This is a genomic window from Stenotrophomonas maltophilia, from assembly GCF_002799245.1.
In the GTDB taxonomy this organism is placed as follows: Bacteria; Pseudomonadota; Gammaproteobacteria; order Xanthomonadales; family Xanthomonadaceae; genus Stenotrophomonas; species Stenotrophomonas maltophilia_S.
The window spans coordinates 355,602-375,584 of the sequence record NZ_NEQV01000002.1 but is presented as its reverse complement, the minus strand read 5'-3'; the positions used below and the strand labels follow the sequence as shown (position 1 = coordinate 375,584).

The 19,983-nt window shown below is 66.2% G+C and carries 12 protein-coding genes and 1 riboswitch; of the genes, 6 read left to right on the top strand and 6 right to left on the bottom strand.

Features of this window, described 5'->3' with window-relative positions; all coding sequences use genetic code 11:
* Positions 1 to 83 precede the first annotated feature (83 nt).
* From B9Y64_RS07605 to thiC, 5 genes are all read right to left on the bottom strand, one after another.
* On the bottom strand, positions 84 to 2,930 hold the full coding sequence (locus B9Y64_RS07605) for a TonB-dependent receptor (protein WP_100440184.1): 2,847 nt from the start codon (positions 2,928 to 2,930) through the stop codon (positions 84 to 86).
* 49 nt (positions 2,931 to 2,979) lie between these two features.
* On the bottom strand, positions 2,980 to 3,879 hold the full coding sequence (locus tag B9Y64_RS07600; protein ID WP_049446610.1) for a helix-turn-helix transcriptional regulator: 900 nt from the start codon (positions 3,877 to 3,879) through the stop codon (positions 2,980 to 2,982).
* Between the two features lie 115 nt (positions 3,880 to 3,994).
* Positions 3,995 to 6,334, bottom strand: coding sequence for a winged helix-turn-helix domain-containing protein (locus B9Y64_RS07595; protein WP_100440183.1), 2,340 nt, complete (start codon positions 6,332 to 6,334; stop codon positions 3,995 to 3,997).
* Between the two features lie 259 nt (positions 6,335 to 6,593).
* Positions 6,594 to 7,265 (bottom strand): ion channel, encoded by a 672-nt coding sequence (locus tag B9Y64_RS07590; RefSeq protein ID WP_100440182.1) that lies wholly within the window; start codon positions 7,263 to 7,265, stop codon positions 6,594 to 6,596.
* A 136-nt stretch (positions 7,266 to 7,401) separates the two neighbouring features.
* A complete protein-coding gene (thiC, locus tag B9Y64_RS07585) occupies positions 7,402 to 9,246 on the bottom strand; it encodes a phosphomethylpyrimidine synthase ThiC (RefSeq protein ID WP_100440181.1) in 1,845 nt (614 codons plus the stop codon).
* An 82-nt stretch (positions 9,247 to 9,328) separates the two neighbouring features.
* A riboswitch (TPP riboswitch) is annotated at positions 9,329 to 9,430 on the bottom strand.
* Positions 9,431 to 9,695: 265 nt separating this feature from the next.
* Here thiC and B9Y64_RS07580 point away from each other — a divergent pair.
* Positions 9,696 to 11,273 (top strand): BCCT family transporter, encoded by a 1,578-nt coding sequence (locus tag B9Y64_RS07580; protein ID WP_100440180.1) that lies wholly within the window; start codon positions 9,696 to 9,698, stop codon positions 11,271 to 11,273.
* A gap of 554 nt (positions 11,274 to 11,827) precedes the next feature.
* Here B9Y64_RS07580 and ggt read toward each other — a convergent pair.
* A complete protein-coding gene (gene ggt / locus B9Y64_RS07575; protein WP_100440179.1) occupies positions 11,828 to 13,543 on the bottom strand; it encodes a gamma-glutamyltransferase in 1,716 nt (571 codons plus the stop codon).
* Between the two features lie 683 nt (positions 13,544 to 14,226).
* On the opposite strand from ggt, the gene ilvC reads away from it, so the two are divergent.
* The 5 genes from ilvC (at position 14,227) to B9Y64_RS07550 (ending at position 19,983) form a co-directional block, all read left to right on the top strand.
* Positions 14,227 to 15,201 (top strand): ketol-acid reductoisomerase, encoded by a 975-nt coding sequence (ilvC, locus tag B9Y64_RS07570; RefSeq protein ID WP_099555194.1) that lies wholly within the window; start codon positions 14,227 to 14,229, stop codon positions 15,199 to 15,201.
* Positions 15,202 to 15,240: 39 nt separating this feature from the next.
* Entirely contained in the window at positions 15,241 to 16,977 is a 1,737-nt protein-coding gene (gene ilvG / locus B9Y64_RS07565) for an acetolactate synthase 2 catalytic subunit (RefSeq protein ID WP_100440178.1), read from the top strand.
* Positions 16,961 to 17,212, top strand: a complete 252-nt coding sequence (locus tag B9Y64_RS07560; protein ID WP_005410947.1) for an ACT domain-containing protein — start codon at positions 16,961 to 16,963, stop codon at positions 17,210 to 17,212. Before ilvG ends, B9Y64_RS07560 begins: the two co-directional genes overlap by 17 nt.
* Positions 17,213 to 17,308: 96 nt before the next feature.
* Positions 17,309 to 18,400: a threonine dehydratase gene (locus tag B9Y64_RS07555; RefSeq protein ID WP_100440177.1), complete on the top strand. Its 1,092-nt coding sequence runs from the start codon at positions 17,309 to 17,311 to the stop codon at positions 18,398 to 18,400.
* Positions 18,397 to 19,983 carry a 2-isopropylmalate synthase gene (locus tag B9Y64_RS07550; RefSeq protein ID WP_100440176.1) on the top strand — a complete coding sequence of 529 codons (1,587 nt, stop codon included), beginning with the start codon at positions 18,397 to 18,399 and terminating at the stop codon, positions 19,981 to 19,983. Before B9Y64_RS07555 ends, B9Y64_RS07550 begins: the two co-directional genes overlap by 4 nt.

The window sequence follows — 19,983 nt, the reverse complement described above, 5'->3', positions numbered from 1 at the left end:
AACAGTTTCCGGAATTCCCCTACAAAAAAAGAGGGCGGACCTTTCGGTCCGCCCTCCTTCTGTTGCTACCGCACTTCGATGGATCAGAAGCGCTGGGTGTACTTCATGTACAGGAAGCGACCCACGTCGAAGCCGCCGTAGTAGGCGAACGCCGAGTTCGGAGCCGAGTACTGCAGCGGACCCTTGTGGTCGAACACGTTGTTCGCGCCCAGGGCGATCGTCGCATCCCACGGTGCCTTCCAGCTGACCTGCAGGTCGTGGAAGGTGTTGGAACCGGTGTGACGCAGCGGATCGGTCTCGCCATTGGCCATGTGGTTCGGAGCATCGCACCAGCCATCAGCCAGCGAGATGCAGCTTTCCTTCATGCCCGAGTAGTAGCGCGCGGTGTAGTTCACACCGAAATCGCCGTACTGCCAGTTGACACCCAGGTTCGAACGCACGCGGAACAGGCCCGGCTCGCCGACGCGGCCGATCATGATGTTGTCGCCCGCGCTGTTCTGGCCCTGCTCGTCGTACTTGGCGGTGTAGCTGGTCTGCCAGTCGATGCTGAACTGACCGATGGCCAGTTCCGGCAGGCGGTACTTGACGCCCAGGTCGTAACCTTCGGTCTTCATCTTGCCGAGGTTGGCGGTGCCGTAGGTGATCGCGCTGACGTGGCCGTCGGCGGCACGGGTCACGCTCGAGCAACGCTCGGAGTTGCCCAGCACGTAGCAGTCACGCAGGATGCGGTCGACGCTGTCAGCGATGATCATGTCGCTGATTTCGTACTTGTACCAATCCAGCGACAGGTCCAGGCCCTGCACCCAACGCGGGCTCCACACCAGGCCGAAGGTGGTGCTCTTGGAGGTTTCCGGCTTCAGGTTCGGGTTGGCACCCGAGACGAACTGGTCACCCGACTGGCACGGCAGGGTCGAGCACGGCAGGTTGCCCTGGCCCAGCTGCACGTAGTTGGCCGGAGCGCCAGCGGCGGTGCACGCGGCATTGCCGGCAACGCTGCCCGGAGCCTTCACGCCGCACGGATCAATGTACGACTCGAAGCTCGAGCTCAGGCCACCGTACAGGTCGCTGATGGTCGGAGCACGGAAGCCCTGGGCGTAGGTACCACGGACCAGCAGTTCATCCAGCGGACGCCAGGTCAGGCCGAACTTGCTGTTGGTGGTGCCACCGAAGTTGCTGTAGTCCGAGTAACGGCTGGCAACGTTCAGGGTCAGTTCCTTGGCGAAGGCCATGTCGGCCAGCAGCGGCACGTTCAGTTCGAGGTAGACCTCGTTCAGATCGTACTGGCCGCGGGTCGGCTTCTGGCCCAGTCCGGTGGACTGGCCCGACTGCGCGAAGGCGTCCGGCACATAGCTGCCTTCTTCCTTGCGGTGCTCGACACCCAGGGCGAAGCCCAGGTCGCCGGCCGGCAGGGTCACGATGGAGCCCGACAGGTTGGCGGTGAAGCTGGTGGTCTTGGTGACGCCACGGGTGGTGAAGGTCGGGAACAGGAAGTCCTGCAGTTCCTGGTTCGCCAGCGAACCCTGGCCATCAACGCCGTACGGCAGCAGCGGGTTCCACGGGCGGCAGTCGCCCAGGATCGGCTTGGCCGCGGTGCCGCAGCGGGCAACGCCACCGGCATCGATGAACGACGGGCCCAGGGCCTGGGCTGCGGAGATCAGGCTCATGTCACCGCGGTTGGTCTTGATCGACTCGTTGCGGTTCCACAGTGCGCCGACATCCCAGTCGAAGGTCTTGCCGCCCAGCTCGAAGAAGCCGGTCAGGGTCGGCGCGAAGCGCAGGGTCTTCAGCTGGCTGTCAGTGGTACGCGGCACTTCCCACAGGCGACGGCGGAAGTTGACGTCCTGGCCGACCGGGTTGAAGGCGCTCGAGCCCTCCAGCGGGGTGCCGAACGAGCCGGACTGGAACGGGTAGCCGGCGATCTGCTGGAACGTCTGGCGCTCGTTGTAGAGCACGTCGGTGTTCAGGCTGATCGAATCGGTGAAGTCGTAGGTGCCGTTGATGTAGACCGACTTGCGCTTCACACCGGTCAGCAGGGTCATCTGCTCGTTGGAGTTGGCGAATTCGTCTGCAGTAATGACGTGGTAGTCATTCGGGTTCTTCGGGTTGCCGCCCGGGTTCAGGGTCTTCCAGACAGCCTGCTTGGAGTCGCTGCAATCGACCTGGGTCGGGTTGCACCAGCTGCCGTTCTGGCTGATCGGGCTCCAGGTGGCCGAGGTCGAGTTCGGACCCAGCGAGCCGTCACGGCTGTACCAGCGGTCCTTGGCCCACACCGGATCCTGCTTCGAGTACTCGGCCGACAGGGTCAGGCTGCCGCGTTCGCCGCGGGCACCGAGGGTCATCGAATAGGTTTCGGTGTCGCCGTCGCCCTTGCCGTACTGGCCGACGTAGACATTGGCTTCGCCGCCGTCGAAGTTCTTGCGGGTGATCACGTTGACCACGCCGGCGATGGCGTCGGAACCGTAGATCGAGGACGCGCCGTCCTTCAGGATTTCGATGCGCTCAACGGCCGACATCGGGATCTGGCTGAGATCCTGGTAACCGGCGGTGGTTGCGCCCAGGCGCTTGCCGTTCATCAGCACCAGGGTGCGCTGGGCGCCCAGGTTGCGGATGTCGACGTAGTAGCCGCCCACGTTCTCGCCCGAAGCCAGCGATTCCGAGCGCGAGATGGCCGGGGAGCCGGCCGAGGTCAGGTTGTTCAGCACGTCGGCGACGCTCGAGAAGCCCTGCTTTTCCAGGGATTCACGGGTCATCGTCAGGATCGGCTGCTGGGTCTCCACCGAGGCGCCGCGGATGCGCGAGCCGGTGACCGAAATGCGGTCCAGGTCGGTGGTGCCCTTTGCTTCCTGGGCGGAAGCAAAGGCCGGCGCCAGCGCCAACGCAATGCCGGCCGGCAGCAAGCCGAACCGCACTGCGGGATTACGAACGTTCATCAATCTCTCCAAGGTACGTGTTAGCAGCGTGTTAAAACACCCCAGCACGTTACGATTGCGTTGCAGCGCTGTATTTGCGCGAACCAACCGGAGACTTTGCGGATTGTGGCGGGAGCAAGCCGCCGTTCTCCCTGAAGCGTGATGCGGACTGGCCGTAGCGGGCGCGGAACGCACGCGCGAAGCTGCAGCAGTTGTCGAAGCCACTGGCGGCGGCAACCTCGCCCACCATCATGTCGGTGTCGCGCAGCAGGTCGGCGGCGCGTTCGAGGCGCAGCCGTGCCGAAAGCGACTGCGGGCTTTCCTCGTACAGGCTTTGGAAGGTCTTGGAGAGGTACCAGCTGGAGAAGTTGGTCAGCTCGGCCAGTTCACCGATGCGCACCACGCGGTGGCTGTTGCCTTCCAGATACAGGCGCGCGCGCTGCATGCGGCCGAACACCTGGCGCTTGCGGCTGCGCGAGCGGCCCGGGCAGCGCTGCACGTTGTCGGCCAGGCCACGCTGCAAGCCAGCGAGGTGCAGCAACAACGGGCGCAGGGCCTGAGCCGGCTGGCCGCTGGCCAGCGCATCGCGCCACAGGCGCAGCGCCACGCGGGCGTCACTGCGGTTCATGCGGCCACGACCGGCATACAGCCCGCAGTCGGCCATCTCGGTCAGCACGCGAAGCGCTTCGACGTTCAGGTTCAGGCCGACGCACAGCCCGTTGCGACCAGCTTGCACCAGCGGCCGCGATTCCTTCTCGAAGGCGATCCACTCGCCCTGGCGCAGCCGGAAGCGCCCTTCCTTGGCCTCGACCCACGAACTGCCACGCACCTGCATCCAGACGGTGAAGCTGGAACCGGCGGTCTGCAGGCTGCCCAGCCGGGCCACGCCCAGGCAGGTCGGCGCGACGTCGTCGAGCGAGCGGTCCAGGGAGACGGTTTGGCCGCGATCGGCCAGCGAGAGTTGACGCATGGGGGCACCACGGGTTTGCCTAGTACAGGACTCCGTTTTGCCAAATCAGGTGGCACCGCGTCAGGAAAATCCTACGAGATCGCCACGAATTCGCGACGAGATCCCGACGAAGAAATTACGAAGGCCCATTTCCCTTGAACAACAACAACTTGGAGAAGGCCGGAAACATCGCGGGCGGTCGTTCAGGCAACCGCATCACGCCGATATCAGCGCCATCGCTCACCGCCATCGCTACAAACAGGTCATCTCCGTCAGCGCTGGCGCTGAGCCCGTTGCCGGCGCTGAGCCGTTCTGCGTCCAGGCAGCGTTCCGGCTCGTCACGGCCGGGCAGGATGCGCACAAAGGTGGTGCCACACGTGGTCGAGGTACCGAGGTAGCCGATGCCGTTGTTGCCGGCCACGGTCCAGGCCCGGTATCGCCAGCGGCTGGGCCGGTCATCGCTGATCTGCTGCACGCTGGCCGACGACAACTCGGCATCGGCCGACCACAGGCCCCCCGCCGCCAGGCGGGTGAACAACACGCGACCACTGCTTCGGTCAAAACGCGCCTGCGACACCCCATCGATGCTGGCCAAGCGGCGCCAGGGCTGGGCGCTGCGATCGAACAGGCTCAACCGGGTGCGCTGGTCGGCATCGCGCTCGACCACGAACAGCTGCTCAGGCGAGGCGCCATACAGCGCCTGCAGCGGCTGTTCGGCCGGGACCGGCAAGGGTTGCAGGCGTTCATCGCGTGGCGCGATCTCGTACACCACCGTGCGCCCATGCGCATCGCGGCCGACAACCAGCAACTGGCGGCTATCGGCCGACCAGTCCGGCGCCTGCCGTGCTTCGGGCCGCAGCCCTTCGATGGGGCGCAGCGATTCCGGCCGCTGCATGTCCGCCCACCACAGGGCAAAGCTGCCGGAGCGATCCGAGGTGAACACCAGCTGGCGGCCGTCAGGCGCTGCCATCGGTTGTCCGTCGCGGCCACTGGAGGCAAACAGGCGCTCGGGGGTACCACTGCCCTGCATCGGTACCTTGAACACGCCGAACTGCGCGCGCCGGTGGACGAAGGCCAGCATGCCACCGCGTCGCGACACGGCCGGCCACTGCGCATCATCCAGGCCCGCGTCGCGCAGCGTGTGCCGTTCGACGTCCAGGTAATAGAGCCGCGCCTCGCTGTCGACCCGGCGACCGAACACGATGGTGCGGCCATCGTCCAGCCAGGCCCAGCCACGCAGCTCTGCCGCTTCGTTGGTCAACTGCTCGGGCGTACCGCCCGCGGCCGGCACCCGCCACAGATCGCCCAGCTGCGGGTTGCGCACGAACACCAGCCACTGTCCATCGGGCGAATAACGCGGTGCGTAGTCGAAGTCATCCTGGTCGACGCTGTAGGCCAGCGCGCGCCACTCGCCACTGGCCAGGTCCAGCACGCGGATGCCACGGTGGGCGTAGCGCCCGACCATGCTGCCGAACACCAGGCCACGCCCATCAGGCGTCCAGTCGAAGCTGAGCAGCTCCGTGCCATCGCAGCGGGTGGCCTGGCGCAGTGCGCCACCAGTAGCGCTGGCGATCAGCACCTGGCAGCCACCGTCGGCGGAGAACCGTGCGAAGGCGATCTCACGACCATCCGGCGACCAGTTCGGGAATCGATCGACGGCACCGGCCGGTGGCACCAGCAGCTGGCGCGCCGGGGCGTTGCCGGAGGTCTGCACCTTGATCGCGCCACCGCCGTTGCCATCTTCGTTGGCGCCCTCATAAGCCACCAGCGAACCGTCCGGTGACAGCGTGGGATAGGTTTCAAAGCCGCTGGTCGCGGTGATCAACCGATACGGACGCTGCGGACTGCCGATCACCCGCGTGCCGTTTTCCACGGCAGCCTCCACCGGTGAACTGCCGGCAGGTGGGCGGCGCAGCAGCAGCGTGGCCAGCACCAGCAAGGTGGCCAGCATCAATACGCCCAGCGCCAGCAGCACGCGACGGCGCACATGGCGCCAGCGGCGGCGCGACTGCTGCACGTGCGCCGGTGGCACGGCGGCGCCAGCGGACACCGGTTGCACATCCGCGGCTTCGTCATCAGGCACTACTGCGGCCGAGGGCTCCACATCGTCCAGCACCTGCACCGGCACGCGCAGCCGATAGCCGGTCTTGGCGATGGTTTCGATATAGGCCTGGCCGCTGTCGTCGTCGTTGCTGAACGCCTTGCGCAGCTGGGTGACGGCCTGGGTAAGCACATCATTGGTCGGCAGCGTGTCCGGCCACACCTCGGCGAACAGCTCGTCGCGGGTGACGACGCGGCCCGGCTGCCGGAGCAGCACGCGCAGCACGCCCAGCGCCTTCGGCGTCAGCCGGCGCGGGCGACGTGCACCGACGACCTCGACTTCGCGCGAGGACAGAGTGACGGTGCACTCTCCTATCCGCATCCGATCAGATACGGCCCGATCAGATACGGGTGGCTGTATTTCGCTGCTGTTCATTTTCTGCTACACAGTAGAGACAGGTCCCGGGCAGTGTTTGCCTTCGATACCGTCCCTTCCTGGGAACAGCGAAAAGCCAGACTCCGCACAAAGCATCGGCGCATACCGCAAAAACAATCGAGCGCGCGAATACTAGCCTATGCCGGTTACCTCGCCTATCGCGTGGTCGACATCAGGCTCTCTCTCGCCGACGCATTCACATAATTCGCGACACTATTCGCGCCCTCTTGGGCGCGAAATTTTTATCTGGCGTTCATTTTCACATGCGCCGCAACATGGTCAGTCCGACCAGCCGCGAAACCACCAAAGCTACGTACATCACGCCGGAAAACTGCTCCAGCATGACCAGTGCGCGTGCCTGTGGATGCAGTGGCACGACGTCGCTCAAGCCAACTCCAGACAGCAAGCTGAAGCTGAGATAAAGCAACTCCATCCAACTGCGCTGCGCACCATCGCCGGTGCCCTGGAAACTGCCCGGATACCACTGCTGGCACACAGCGAATGCGAACGCGAATGCCCATGCGAGCAAGGTGAATGTCGCGCCAGCGGCAAACAGTTCGTCGCGGGTGACCTTGTGGTCCTGGAGCATGTAGGCGATCAGGGCGCCTGCCGTATAGAAGTACAGCAGGCTCTCCAGCAACTGCGCGGTGGTCAGCAGCGCGGAGCGGTCGAGCAATGCGCCCGCCAACGAGAACACCACCGAAGGGATCGCCAGCAACAGCGCCAGCCAGGTGCCCAGCGGGCTGCGCTGCACCACCCACAGTGCCAGGCCGAGTACCGCCATGCCGAACATGCCCAGCGCCGCGCGGCCCGCGGCGGTGTCGTCCAGCGCGGGATACAGCAGCACCGCCAGCAGCTGCGCGCCCAGCAACCAGGCCGAAGGATGACGGCGGGCAATGGCCAGCCAACGCGTGGTCATGGCAACAGGCATGGTGTCCTTCCCCTGGGCGATGGGCGGAGGATAGCCGGGCGCGGCGTGATGAGTCGTAGTGGCGGCCACTGGCCGGCATGCCCCGGCCACCCGCTCAACGCAGTGCCGGCCAGCGACCGGCACTGCCCGCTACGCGTCAGCTCTGGTGATAGACCTCGGCACCAGCGGCACGGAACTCCGCCGACTTCTCCTTCATGCCGGCCTCGGCGTAGTCACGCACATCCTGGGTGATCTTCATCGAACAGAAGTGCGGGCCGCACATCGAGCAGAAGTGCGCCAGCTTGTGCGCATCCTTCGGCAGCGTCTCGTCATGGAACTCCTTGGCCTTCTCCGGATCCAGGCCAAGGTGGAACTGGTCTTCCCAGCGGAACTCGAAGCGCGCCTTGCTCAGCGCGTTGTCGCGTACCTGCGCGCCCGGATGGCCCTTAGCAAGGTCGGCCGCATGCGCGGCGATGCGGTAGGCCATGATGCCGTCGCGCACGTCCTGGCGGTTGGGCAGGCCGAGGTGCTCCTTCGGCGTCACGTAGCAGAGCATTGCCGTGCCGAACCAGCCGATCATCGCCGCACCGATCGCGCTGGTGATGTGGTCGTAGCCCGGCGCGATGTCGGTGGTCAGCGGCCCCAGCGTATAGAACGGTGCTTCACCGCATTCGCGAAGCTGCTTGTCCATGTTCTCCTTGATCAGCTGCATCGGCACATGGCCGGGGCCTTCGATCATGGTCTGCACATCGTGCTTCCAGGCGATCTTCGTCAGCTCACCCAGCGTCTCCAGCTCACCGAACTGCGCCGCGTCGTTGGCATCGGCGATGCAGCCCGGGCGCAGGCCGTCACCCAGCGAGAAGGTCACGTCGTAGGCCTTCATGATTTCGCAGATCTCTTCGAAATGCGTGTAGAGGAAGTTCTCCCTGTGGTGCGCCAGGCACCATTTGGCCATGATCGAGCCACCGCGGCTGACGATGCCGGTAACACGCTTGGCGGTGAGCGGCACATAGCGCAGCAGCACGCCGGCATGGATGGTGAAGTAGTCCACGCCCTGCTCGGCCTGCTCGATCAGCGTGTCGCGGAAGATCTCCCAGGTGAGCGCCTCGGCGCGGCCGTCGACCTTTTCCAGCGCCTGGTAGATCGGCACCGTACCAATCGCCACCGGCGAATTGCGGATGATCCACTCGCGGGTTTCGTGGATGTGCTTGCCGGTGGACAGGTCCATTACCGTATCACCGCCCCAGCGGATCGCCCACACCAGTTTCTCCACCTCCTCGGCGATGCCCGAGGAAACGGCGCTGTTGCCGATATTGGCATTGATCTTGGTGAGGAAGTTGCGGCCGATGATCATCGGCTCGCTTTCCGGATGGTTGATGTTGTTGGGCAGCACCGCGCGGCCGCGAGCGATTTCATCGCGCACGAACTCCGGTGTGATGATCTTCTGGATCGAGGCGCCGAACGCCTCGCCCGGATGCTGCTGCAGCAGGCCTGCATCGCGGATCGCTTCCAGCCGCTGGTTCTCGCGGATGGCGACGAATTCCATTTCCGGCGTGATGATGCCGCGGCGCGCATAGTGCATCTGGGTGACGTTCGCGCCTGCACGGGCACGCCGCGGCAGGCTGCGCGCGGGGAAACGCACGGCATCGAGCTTCGGGTCATGCTCACGATCGCGGCCGAACGACGAGCTCAGGCCTTCGAGCTGCTCGGTATCGCCACGTTCCTCCACCCAACCGCGACGCAGCGCCGGCAGCCCGGCAGACAGATCGATGCGCACGCCCGGATCGGTGTAGGGACCCGACGTGTCGTAGACCGTGACCGGTGCATTCTCTTCGCCACCGAACAGCGTCGGCGTGCGGGTCAACGCGATCTCGCGCATCGGCACCTGCAGGTCCGGACGCGAACCGGGCACATGGATCTTGCGCGAGCCGGGAATGGGCCGGGTCACGGATTCGGAGAGTTGCTGGGCCTGTTGCTGCAGGGCGGAGAGCTGTGCGTTCATCGGGCATCGTCCAGGAAGGTCAGGGACGAAGCGGCGGCGCACTGCGCCCGCACACGAACGGTCCTTGGGCGGAGTCCGGGCACGGCTGCATTGCAAAGCTTCCCTACGCCGGTATGAGCCGGATCAGGTTCCAAGGGACTGTCTCAACCGTGGCCACATGGCCGCGGTACCCCCGCTTCTTGCCGGGCATTAGAGCATAGACCGCCTGCCTGCGGGGTTGCCTCCGGGGCCAGGTCCGTTTTCCTGCGGAAAGCGGATCTGACCCCGATCGCCATTCGTTAACGGAACCATGACGTCGCGTTCAGTAACGTGCACGCGCATCGTGTCGCTGCGACCGATGCTTCCCTCGCCGCCCCTGCGGCCCCTGCCCGGTCCGTGCTGCATGCCGCCGGCCCCTCGCTGCAAGCTCTGCTCGCTCCCCTCAATCCCTTGATCGGAGAAGCTCCTTCATGGTGTTTCGCGTTTCCATCGCACTGGTCCTGCTGCTGGTGCTGCTTGCCGGCATCGCCCCCGGCCCCTTCAATACCGTTGTGCAATCCATGCTGGCGGAGGTCATCCGCAGTGTCGGCTGGCTGTACCTGCTGGTGGTGTTCCTGGCGCTGGTGTTCCTGATGTACCTGGCCTTCGGCCGCTTCGGCAACCTGCGCATCGGCGGCGAAGACGCCGAGCCGGAGTTCTCCCGCGCCAGCTGGATGTCGATGCTGTTCGCCGCCGGCATGGGCATCGGCCTGGTGTTCTGGGGTGCCGCCGAACCCATCTCGCATTTCAGCAAGCCGCCAGAAGGCCTTGCTCCACAAAGCATGGATGCAGCACGCGCCTCGATGCGCTATGCGTTCTTCCACTGGGGACTGCATCCGTGGGCGATCTATGCACTGATCGGCCTGGCGATGGCCTGGTTCCAGTTCAACCGCAATGGACGCGGCCTGGTCAGCGACATGCTGCAGCCGATCATCGGCCGCCACCATCGCGGCTGGATTGGCCGGGTGGTCAACATCGCCGCGGTGGTGGCCACTGCGATCGGCGTGGCCACCACGCTGGGTTTTGGCACCATCCAGATCGCCGCCGGCATCGAGCGTGTGTTCGGCGTGCAGGCTTCGGTCGCAGTACAGATGATCATCATCGCCGTTGCGTTCGTGCTGTACATGGCGTCCACCGCCAGCGGCGTGGAGCGCGGGGTGAAGTGGCTGTCCAACTTCAACCTGGCATTGGCGGCGCTGTTGGCAGTTACAGTGCTGGTGCTGGGGCCGACCGGTTTCATCTTCGATACGTTCACCACCACGCTGGGGTCCTACCTCAACCAGCTGGTGACGATGAGCCTGCGCATGTCGCCGTTCTCCGGCAGCACCTGGGTCGCGGACTGGACGATCTTCTACTGGGCGTGGTGGATCTCCTGGGCACCGTTCGTCGGATCGTTCATCGCGCGCATTTCGCGCGGTCGCAGCGTGCGCGAGTTCGTGATCGGCGTGGTACTGGCGCCGACGCTGCTGGGCTTCGTCTGGTTCGCGGTATTCGGCGGCACTGCGTTGTGGGCACAGATCTTCGGCCACGCCGATCTGCTCCAGGCGCTGGGCAACGGCTATGAGACGGTGCTGTTCACCTTGTTCGACAGCATGCCGCTGCCGCTGCTGCTGTCGTGCATCGCGCTGGTACTGCTGATGATCTTCTTCGTGACCTCGGCCGATTCGGCGGTACTGGTGCTGGCCAGCATGTCCACCGACGAGGCCGGGGATCCACCGCTGAAACGCAAGCTGGCCTGGGGCATCGCGGTGGCGTTGATCGCAGCGGCGCTGCTGCTGGCCGGTGGCCTGGATGCGCTGCAGGGCATGATCACGATTGCGGCGTTGCCGTTTGCGCTGCTGATGGTGCTGGTGATGGTGTCGCTGTATCGGGTGCTGGACCAGGAGTACACCCGTGAGCGTCGGCAGGCGCAGCGCCAGCGGCACATGATCGATGCCTGGATCGCACGCGAGATGGCCGCACAGGAGGAGACCCAGGCGGAGGCCGCTCGCGCGCACGATCAGGATTGAGGGGGTTTTGCAGCCTGCGGCTGCACCGCTTCTTTCAGGCAAGTGCAAGTGCAAGTGCAGAAGCCAAAGCGGCTCTGGGTTTCTGCTTGCTTGGCGGGGAGGGGGCAGATGGCGGAACACGCCGCAAGTACGTCCCTGTAGGCTCGGCCACGGCATCCATGCCGTGGACGGTCCCGCCATCTGCCCCCTCCCCGCCTCCGACAATTTCCCGGTGACGGCAGTAGATCCACGCCATGCGTGGATGAGGTGTATCGGAAAACAAGAAGGGGTCAGATCCGTTTTCCTTCGGAAAACGGATCTGACCCCAACCCACAGCACGCAGCTGTTGCTGTTGCCTTTGCTTTTGATCTTCTTCTTTCTGTTCCTGCGGTGGCGGCCACGGAAACTGTCAGGGGCCGGGCGGGTGGGCTGGGCGGGGGTGTCAGCCGCATGGATGCGGCTGCCAAGCCTCCAGGGACGGATTCACGGCGTCCCCCGACCAGCCCACCCGCCCGGCCAAGCCCCGTATCACTGCCATCACCGCAGAGGGGGCTCAGCCCGGTGGCCGGGAATCCTCAATACCCCGCCGCCTGCCCATCCTTGCGGCTCTCCGAAGCGCCGTAGTAAACCCCGGTCTCGGGATCCCGCATGATCGCCTGGTACCCGCCATACGGGCCGTCGGCGAACACGATGCGATGGCCCTTGCGCATCAGCGCGCGGACCGTCTCGTACGGGAAGCCGGTTTCCAGGTTCACCTCACCGCCATCGGTCATCGCCGTGGCCTGCCCGGTCGGTTCGGTCGAACCTTCATGCTGGATGCGCGGCGCATCACCGGCCTCCTGCAGGTTCATGCCGAAGTCCACCAGGTTCATCACGATCTGCGCGTGGCCCTGCGGCTGCATCGCGCCGCCCATCACGCCGAAGCTCGCATACGGCTTGCCGCCCTTGGTGATGAAGGCCGGAATGATGGTCTGGAACGGGCGCTTGCCCGGTGCGTAGCCGTTGGGATGGTTCTTCTGCAGCACGAACATTTCGCCACGATCCTGCAGGATGAAGCCCAGCCCCGGCGGTGCCATGCCACTGCCCATGCCACGGTAGTTGGACTGGATCAGCGACACCATCATGCCGTCGGCGTCGGCCACGGTCATGTAGATCGTGTCGCCCTCCTCCAGCTGCTTCGGCGTGCCCGGCTGCACTTCCTTCAACGCCTTGTCCATCGAGATCAGCGCGCGGCGCTGCGCGGCGTATTCCTTGGAGATCAGCTTCTGCACCGGTGCCGGCTGGAACGCCATGTCGGCATAGAAGCGCGCGCGGTCGGCGAAGGCCAGCTTCTTCGCTTCAACGAACAGGTGCACGTGCTCCGGTGAACCAAACGGGATCTTCGAGAAGTCGTAGCCTTCCAGTACGTTGAGGATCTGCAGCGCGGCGATGCCCTGGCTGTTCGGCGGCAGTTCCCACACGTCGTAGCCGCGGTAATTGCTGCTGACCGGCTCGACCCATTCGCCATGGTGGTCGGCCATGTCCTGATAGCTCAGGTAGCCACCGTTGGCCTTGAAGTAATCGCCGATGGTGCGGGCGATGTCTCCCTTGTAGAAGGCGTCGCGTCCGCCGTCGGCGATCTTCTGCAGCGTGCTGGCCAGGTTCGGGTTCTTCCACATCTCGCCCTTGCGCGGGGCGTGGCCGTTGATCGTGAACTGTTCCTTGAAGCCCGGGTACTGCGACAGCCTGGGAACCGAGCGGTCCCAGTAGTAGGCGATCACTTCGGCCACCGGGTGGCCCTCGCGGGCATAGCGGATGGCCGGCGCCAGGTTGTCGGCCATCGGCTTGCGGCCGAAGCGGTCGTGCAGCGCGAACCAGCCGTCGACCGCGCCAGGCACGGAGACCGGCAGCGGGCCGGTGGCCGGAATGTCCTTCAGGCCACGGCGCTGGAACTCGGCCAGGGTCAGCGACTTCGGCGAGCGGCCCGAGCCGTTGTAGCCGTAGAGCTTCTGCGTCTTCGGGTCCCAGACGATGGCGAACAGGTCGCCGCCGATGCCGTTGCCGGTCGGCTCCATCAGGCCGAGCGCGGCGTTGGCGGCAATCGCCGCGTCCACCGCCGAACCGCCGCCCTTCATCACGTCCAGCGCGATCTGGGTGGCCAGTGGCTGCGAGGTGGCGGCCATCGCATGCGGGGCGATCACCTCCGAACGGGTGGCGAAGGTGTGGCCGGTGATGCGGTCTGCGGCAAAGGACAGCGCGGGCACAGCGGCCAACACGGCGGCGAGCAGGGAACGGGCAAGGCGTCGGGACACGGTCGGGTTCCGATGGAAGGGTGGTCTCCCGATCTTCGCCGCTGCGGCCTTCACCTGGTATCCGGCAGAGGTCATGGACGGCACCGGCATCCGGACGGGCATGGACCGACGCGCGCAGCGTCGGAATGGCCCCGTTTCCGCGCAAAAGCCGCCCTGGAAGGAGTGAATTCGGGTTCACCGAAACACTTTCAGCGGCAACCATCCTTGTGCCACAAGCGATTCCACTCGATACAGCGGAAACCGACAAGAACTCCGTCGCGAGGGTTGACATCGCCGAAATGGCTGTGTTTCTCTCGATCACATGCTGCAACACAACACGCCACCGCGAACCCACATCGAAGCCGCCGACAACGGCGCCGCCTCGCTGCGTTCGATTCTTGTGCTCGTACTTATTACCCAACCAACAGGTGCGGGACGAGCCAGCGTGTAAGCAACAAACACACCGGAACTCATCAAAAACCCGCACCCGCCCCGGTGCGGGTTTTTTCATTTCAGAACCTGGTTTCAGACGCAACCACCATGAACAACGCCCAGTGCAAAACCCGGACCCACACCACCACGCCTCGTGGTGGCTGTGCCTGTGCGATGCGCGGCGCCTCCTCCACCGCTTTCCCCTGACCGGCCGGCACGTCACCTCGACGACCGGCCGTTCTTTTTTCTTCCCACCGCAAGGAACCTCCCCCATGAGCACCAACGACCTGCCCCAGACCAAGATCGCCGTCATCGGCTACGGCAGCCAGGGCCGCGCCCACGCACTGAACCTGCGCGAATCCGGCTTCGATGTGGTGGTAGGCCTGCGTCCGGGCGGCCCGACCGAGGTCAAGGCACAGGCCGATGGCTTCACCGTGAAAGCACCGGCCGACGCGGTGAAGGACGCCGACCTGGTTGCCGTACTGACGCCGGACATGGTGCAGAAGAAGCTCTACGACGACGTGCTGGCGGCGAACATGAAGCAGGGCGCGGTGCTGTTGTTCGCGCACGGCCTGAACGTGCATTTCGACATGATCAAGCCGCGCGAGGACCTGGACGTGGTGCTGGTCGCACCCAAGGGCCCGGGTGCGCTGGTGCGCCGCGAGTACGAAATCGGCCGTGGCGTGCCGTGCATCTGGGCCGTGTACCAGGACAAGAGCGGCAAGGCGGCCGAGTACGCCTTGGCCTATGCCGGCGGTCTCGGCGGTGCCCGCGCCAACCTGATCCAGACCACCTTCAAGGAAGAAACCGAGACCGATCTGTTCGGCGAGCAGGCGGTGCTGTGTGGTGGCGCCTCGGCGCTGGTGCAGGCCGGTTTCGAGACCCTGGTCGAAGCCGGTTACCAGCCGGAGATCGCCTACTACGAGGTACTGCACGAGCTGAAGCTGATCGTCGACCTGTTCTATGAAGGCGGCATCTCGCGCATGTTGGAGTTCATCTCCGAGACCGCGCAGTACGGCGACTACGTCAGCGGCCCGCGCGTGATCGACGCCGGCACCAAGGCACGCATGAAGGAAGTGCTGAAGGACATCCAGGACGGCACCTTCACCAAGAACTGGGTGGCCGAGTACGAAGCGGGCCTGCCGAACTACAACCGGTTCAAGCAGGCCGACCTGGAGCACCCGATCGAAAAGGTAGGCAAGGAACTGCGCGCCAAGATGGTCTGGTTGCAAGGACAGGCCGCGTAACCGCGCGGCCCTCCCCCACCCGCTTTGCAAGGTTCCCCCATGAACTCTTCCACACACCGCAGCGCGCCGCCCAACGGCGCGCGTTGGCTGACCCAGGCGCTGGAAGCCGAAGGCGTCCGCACGCTGTTCGGCTATCCCGGCGGCACCATCATGCCGTTCTACGACGCGCTGGTGGATTCGTCGCTGAAGCACATCCTGGTACGCCATGAGCAGGGCGCTGCCCTGGCCGCCAACGGTTTCGCCCGCGCCAGCAACCAGGTTGGCGTCTGCGTGGCCACGTCCGGCCCGGGCGCATCGAACCTGGTCACCGGCATCGCCGACGCGATGCTGGATTCGGTCCCGATGGTCTGCATCACTGGCCAGGTCGGCACGCCGCTGCTGGGCACCGACGCCTTCCAGGAACTGGATGTGTTCGGCCTGACGATGCCGATCGTCAAGCACAGCTGGCTGGTGCGCAGCGTCGATGACCTGCCGCGCGTGGTGGCCGATGCGTTCCGGATCGCCCGCGAGGGCCGTCCCGGCCCGGTGCTGATCGACCTGCCCAAGGATGTGCAGCTGGCCGATGCCAGCCATCTGCCGGCCCATGTGCCCAGCAGCGTCGAACCGCCGCCGGCGCCGGCCGAGGCCGCCATCGCCGAGGCCATCGCCGCGCTGGCGGCGGCCGAGAAGCCGGTGGTCTATGCCGGCGGTGGCATCGCGCTGGGTGATGCGGTGCAGGACCTGCGCGACTTCGTCGAGGCCAGCGCCATCCCCACCGTGATGACCCTGCGTGGACTGGGTGCACTGCCGGCCAGCCATCCGCAGTCGCTGGGCATGCTGGGCATGCACGGCACCCGCGCGGCCAACATGGCGGTGCAGGAAAGCGACCTGCTGCTGGTGCTGGGTGCACGCTTCGATGACCGCGCCACCGGCAAGCTGGCCGAGTTCGCCCCGTTCGCCCGCGTCGTCCACATCGATGCGGACGCCTACGAGATCTCCAAGCTGCGCAGTGCCGATGTCGCTGTGCCCGGCAACGTCGGTCATGCCATCCGCGCCCTGCGTGCGGCCTTCCCCTCCCCCAAGGCCCACCAGGATGCATGGCGCAAGCGCTGTGCGCAGCACCGCGATCGCTTCGCCGCACGCTACGACGCGCCGGGCCAGCACATCTACGCCCCGGCGCTGCTGAAGCGCCTGAGCGAGCTGGCCCCGGCCGATGCGGTGATCGCCTGCGATGTCGGCCAGCACCAGATGTGGGTGGCCCAGCACTGCCGCTTCAACCACCCCCGCAACCACCTGACCAGTGGCGCGCTGGGCACCATGGGCTTCGGCCTGCCGGCCGCGATGGGCGCGCAGTTCGCCTGCCCCGAACGCACCGTGGTGCTGGTGTCCGGCGACGGCAGCTTCATGATGAACGTGCAGGAGCTGGCGACCATCGCCCGCTGCCGCCTGCCGGTGAAGATCGTGCTGCTGGACAACAGTTCGCTGGGCATGGTGCGGCAATGGCAGGAGCTGTTCTTCGCCGAGCGTTACAGCGAGATCGACCTGTCCGACAACCCGGACTTCGTGGCACTGGCACAGGTGTTCGGCATCGCCGCCACCCGCATCGACGCTCGCGACGACGTTGAGGGCGGGCTGGCCGCGCTGCTGGCCGAACCGGGCCCGGCACTGCTGCATGTGGCCATCGATGCACGCGCCAACGTGTGGCCGCTGGTGCCGCCGAACACCGCCAACAGCACGATGCTGGAAAGCAACCCCGCCCATGCCCGCCAGGAGGCACCCAATGCAATACCGGCTTGACCTGGTGCTGCACCCGGCCGAAGGCGCGCTGTTGCGCGTGATCGGCATGGCCGAACGGCGCGGCTTCGCGCCGCGTGCGATCAGCGGCGCGCCGGTGGCCGCCGACGATGGCCGCTGGCACCTGCAGCTGGTGGTGGATGGCCAGCGCCCGGCGGAAACGCTGTGCCGGCAGATCGAGAAGATCTACGACTGCGTATCCGTGCAGGTCACGGCCGTGGAAGGAGTATCGCCATGAACACCCGTACCGTAGCGACCACGGTGCCGGTACGGAGGCGTCTTCTTCGTCGCCCGTACCCGCATGCGGCGCTCGCCCGCACCCCGCTGGTGGCCCATGCCGGCCGCTGACGCCAGCCAGGAAAGCGATGTCGGCGACGTAAGCGTCGCCGACGTACTGGCGGCGCAGGCCCGCCTGCGCCGCTTCCTGCCCCCCACCCCGCTGCACCATGCCGAGCGCTTCGGCACCTGGCTGAAGCTGGAGAACCTTCAGCGCACCGGTTCCTACAAGGTACGCGGTGCGTTGAACGCGCTGCTGGCTGGCCGCGAGCGCGGAGACACCCGCCCGGTGATCTGCGCTTCGGCCGGCAACCACGCCCAGGGCGTTGCGTGGGCGGCCTATCGCCTGGACGTACCGGCCATCACCGTGATGCCGCACGGCGCGCCAGCCACCAAGATCGCTGGCGTCGCCCATTGGGGTGCGACCGTGCGCCAGCACGGCACCAGCTATGACGAAGCCTATGCCTTCGCCGTCGAACTGGCGCAGCGCCACGGCTATCGCTTCCTGTCTGCGTTCGACGACGCCGATGTGATCGCCGGCCAGGGTACGGTCGGCATCGAGCTGGCCGCGCATGCCCCGGACGTGGTGATCGTGCCGATCGGCGGCGGTGGCCTGGCCTCCGGCGTTGCCCTGGCGCTGAAATCGCAGGGCGTGCGCGTGATCGGTGCGCAGGTGGAAGGCGTCGATTCGATGGCACGCGCGATCCGCGGCGACGCGCGCGAGATCGCCCCCGTCGCCTCGCTGGCCGACGGCGTGCGGGTGAAGATCCCCGGCTTCCTGACCCGCCGCCTGTGCACCTCGCTGCTGGACGACGTGGTGATCGTGCGCGAAGCCGAGCTGCGCGAAACCCTGGTGCGCCTGGCGCTGGAAGAACACATCATCGCCGAGGGCGCGGGTGCGCTGGCGCTGGCCGCCGGCCGCCGCGTGGCCGGCCGCCGCAAGTGCGCGGTGGTGTCCGGCGGCAACATCGACGCCGGTGTTCTGGCCGGCCTGCTCACCGACATCCGTCCACGCCCGCCACGCAAGCCTCGGCGACGGCGCAGCGAAACACCGCGCTCGCCCGGCAGGGCCAGCGCACCCGCCTCCCCCACCTCTTCCCCTTCCCCCCTGCAAGCCGTTGCACCCGCTGTCGAGGAGATTTCCCTGTGACCACCATCGAACGAATTACCACCCCGCGCATCCGCATCTTCGACACCACCCTGCGTGACGGCGAGCAGTCCCCCGGCTGCAGCATGAGCCCGCCGCAGAAGCTGGTGATGGCGCGTGCGCTGGACGAACTGGGCGTGGACATCATCGAGACCGGCTTCCCGGCCAGCTCGCAGTCCGACCGCGAGGCGATGGCCCTGATCGGCCGCGAACTGCGCCGGCCGGACCTGAGCCTGGCCGTGCTGTCACGCTGCCTGCAGGCCGATATCGAGACTTCGGCACGTGCACTGGAAGCGGCGGTCAACCCGCGCCTGCACGTGTTCCTGTCAACCAGCCCGCTGCACCGCGAGCACAAGCTGCGGATGACCCGCGAGCAGGTGCTGGAGTCGGTACGCAAGCATGTATCGCTGGCGCGCTCGTACATCGACGATGTCGAATTCTCGGCCGAGGATGCCACCCGCACCGAGCTGGACTACCTGATCGAAGTCTCGCGCGTGGCCATTGCCGCCGGCGCCACCACCATCAACCTGCCCGACACCGTCGGCTTCACCACGCCGGAAGAGATCCGCGCGATGTTCCAGCAGGTGATCGCCGGCGTCGCCGACATTCCCAATGCCGCCAACGTGATCTTCAGCGCGCACTGCCACAACGACCTGGGCCTGGCCGTAGCCAACTCGCTGGCCGCCATCGAAGGCGGCGCACGCCAGGTCGAGTGCACTATCAACGGTATCGGCGAGCGCGCCGGCAACTGTTCGCTGGAAGAGATCGCGATGGTGCTGAAGGTGCGCCAGGCCTTCTACGAGCAGGACAGTTCGATCAACACGCCGCGCATCGTCGGCACCTCGCAGCTGCTGCAGCGGCTGGTCGGCATGCCGGTGCAGCGCAACAAGGCCATCGTCGGCGCCAACGCCTTCGCCCACGAGTCGGGCATCCACCAGCACGGCATGCTGCGCCACCGTGGCACCTACGAAATCATGCGTCCGGAAGACGTGGGCTGGGAAGATTCGCAGATGGTGCTGGGCCGCCACAGTGGCCGCGCCGCCGTCGAGGCACGCCTGCGTGCGCTGGGCTTCTGGCTGGACGAAGACGAACTGAAGCTGGTATTCGAGCAGTTCAAGGGCCTGTGCGAACAGCAGCGCGTGGTCACCGATGCCGACCTGCAGACGCTGATGCAGGGCGGCTCCAACGCGCAGGGCTACCGCCTGGCCTCGATGACCATCAGCGACGTCGGCAGCCGCGCCAACGCGCTGGTCGAACTGTCTGACCCGGACGGCAACCGCGTGGCCGAGACCGCGCAGGGCGACGGCCCGGTCGATGCGCTGTTCGGCGCGCTGTCGGCCGCCACCGGCGTGCAGCTGATGCTGGACAGCTACCACGTGCACAGCGTCGGCATCGGCACCGATGCGCGCGGCGAAGCCAACCTGAGCGTGCGCCACGAGGGCGTGGAGTACGACGGCACCGGCACCAGCAAGGACATCATCGAAGCCTCCGCGCTGGCCTGGCTGGATGTTGCCAACCGCCTGCTGCGCCAGCGCCAGGCTACCGCCCACAGCAGCACCGACGTTCCCACCCCTGCCACCGCCTGA

Bases quoted from the DNA above. Each gene is read 5' to 3' on its own strand.
- B9Y64_RS07605 (WP_100440184.1), bottom strand. From the start codon at position 2,930: ATGAACGTTCGTAATCCCGCAGTGCGGTTCGGCTTGCTGCCGGCCGGC.
- B9Y64_RS07600 (WP_049446610.1), bottom strand. From the start codon at position 3,879: ATGCGTCAACTCTCGCTGGCCGATCGCGGCCAAACCGTCTCCCTGGAC.
- B9Y64_RS07595 (WP_100440183.1), bottom strand. From the start codon at position 6,334: ATGAACAGCAGCGAAATACAGCCACCCGTATCTGATCGGGCCGTATCT.
- B9Y64_RS07590 (WP_100440182.1), bottom strand. From the start codon at position 7,265: ATGCCTGTTGCCATGACCACGCGTTGGCTGGCCATTGCCCGCCGTCAT.
- thiC (WP_100440181.1), bottom strand. From the start codon at position 9,246: ATGAACGCACAGCTCTCCGCCCTGCAGCAACAGGCCCAGCAACTCTCC.
- B9Y64_RS07580 (WP_100440180.1), top strand. From the start codon at position 9,696: ATGGTGTTTCGCGTTTCCATCGCACTGGTCCTGCTGCTGGTGCTGCTT.
- ilvC (WP_099555194.1), top strand. From the start codon at position 14,227: ATGAGCACCAACGACCTGCCCCAGACCAAGATCGCCGTCATCGGCTAC.
- ilvG (WP_100440178.1), top strand. From the start codon at position 15,241: ATGAACTCTTCCACACACCGCAGCGCGCCGCCCAACGGCGCGCGTTGG.
- B9Y64_RS07560 (WP_005410947.1), top strand. From the start codon at position 16,961: ATGCAATACCGGCTTGACCTGGTGCTGCACCCGGCCGAAGGCGCGCTG.
- B9Y64_RS07555 (WP_100440177.1), top strand. From the start codon at position 17,309: ATGCCGGCCGCTGACGCCAGCCAGGAAAGCGATGTCGGCGACGTAAGC.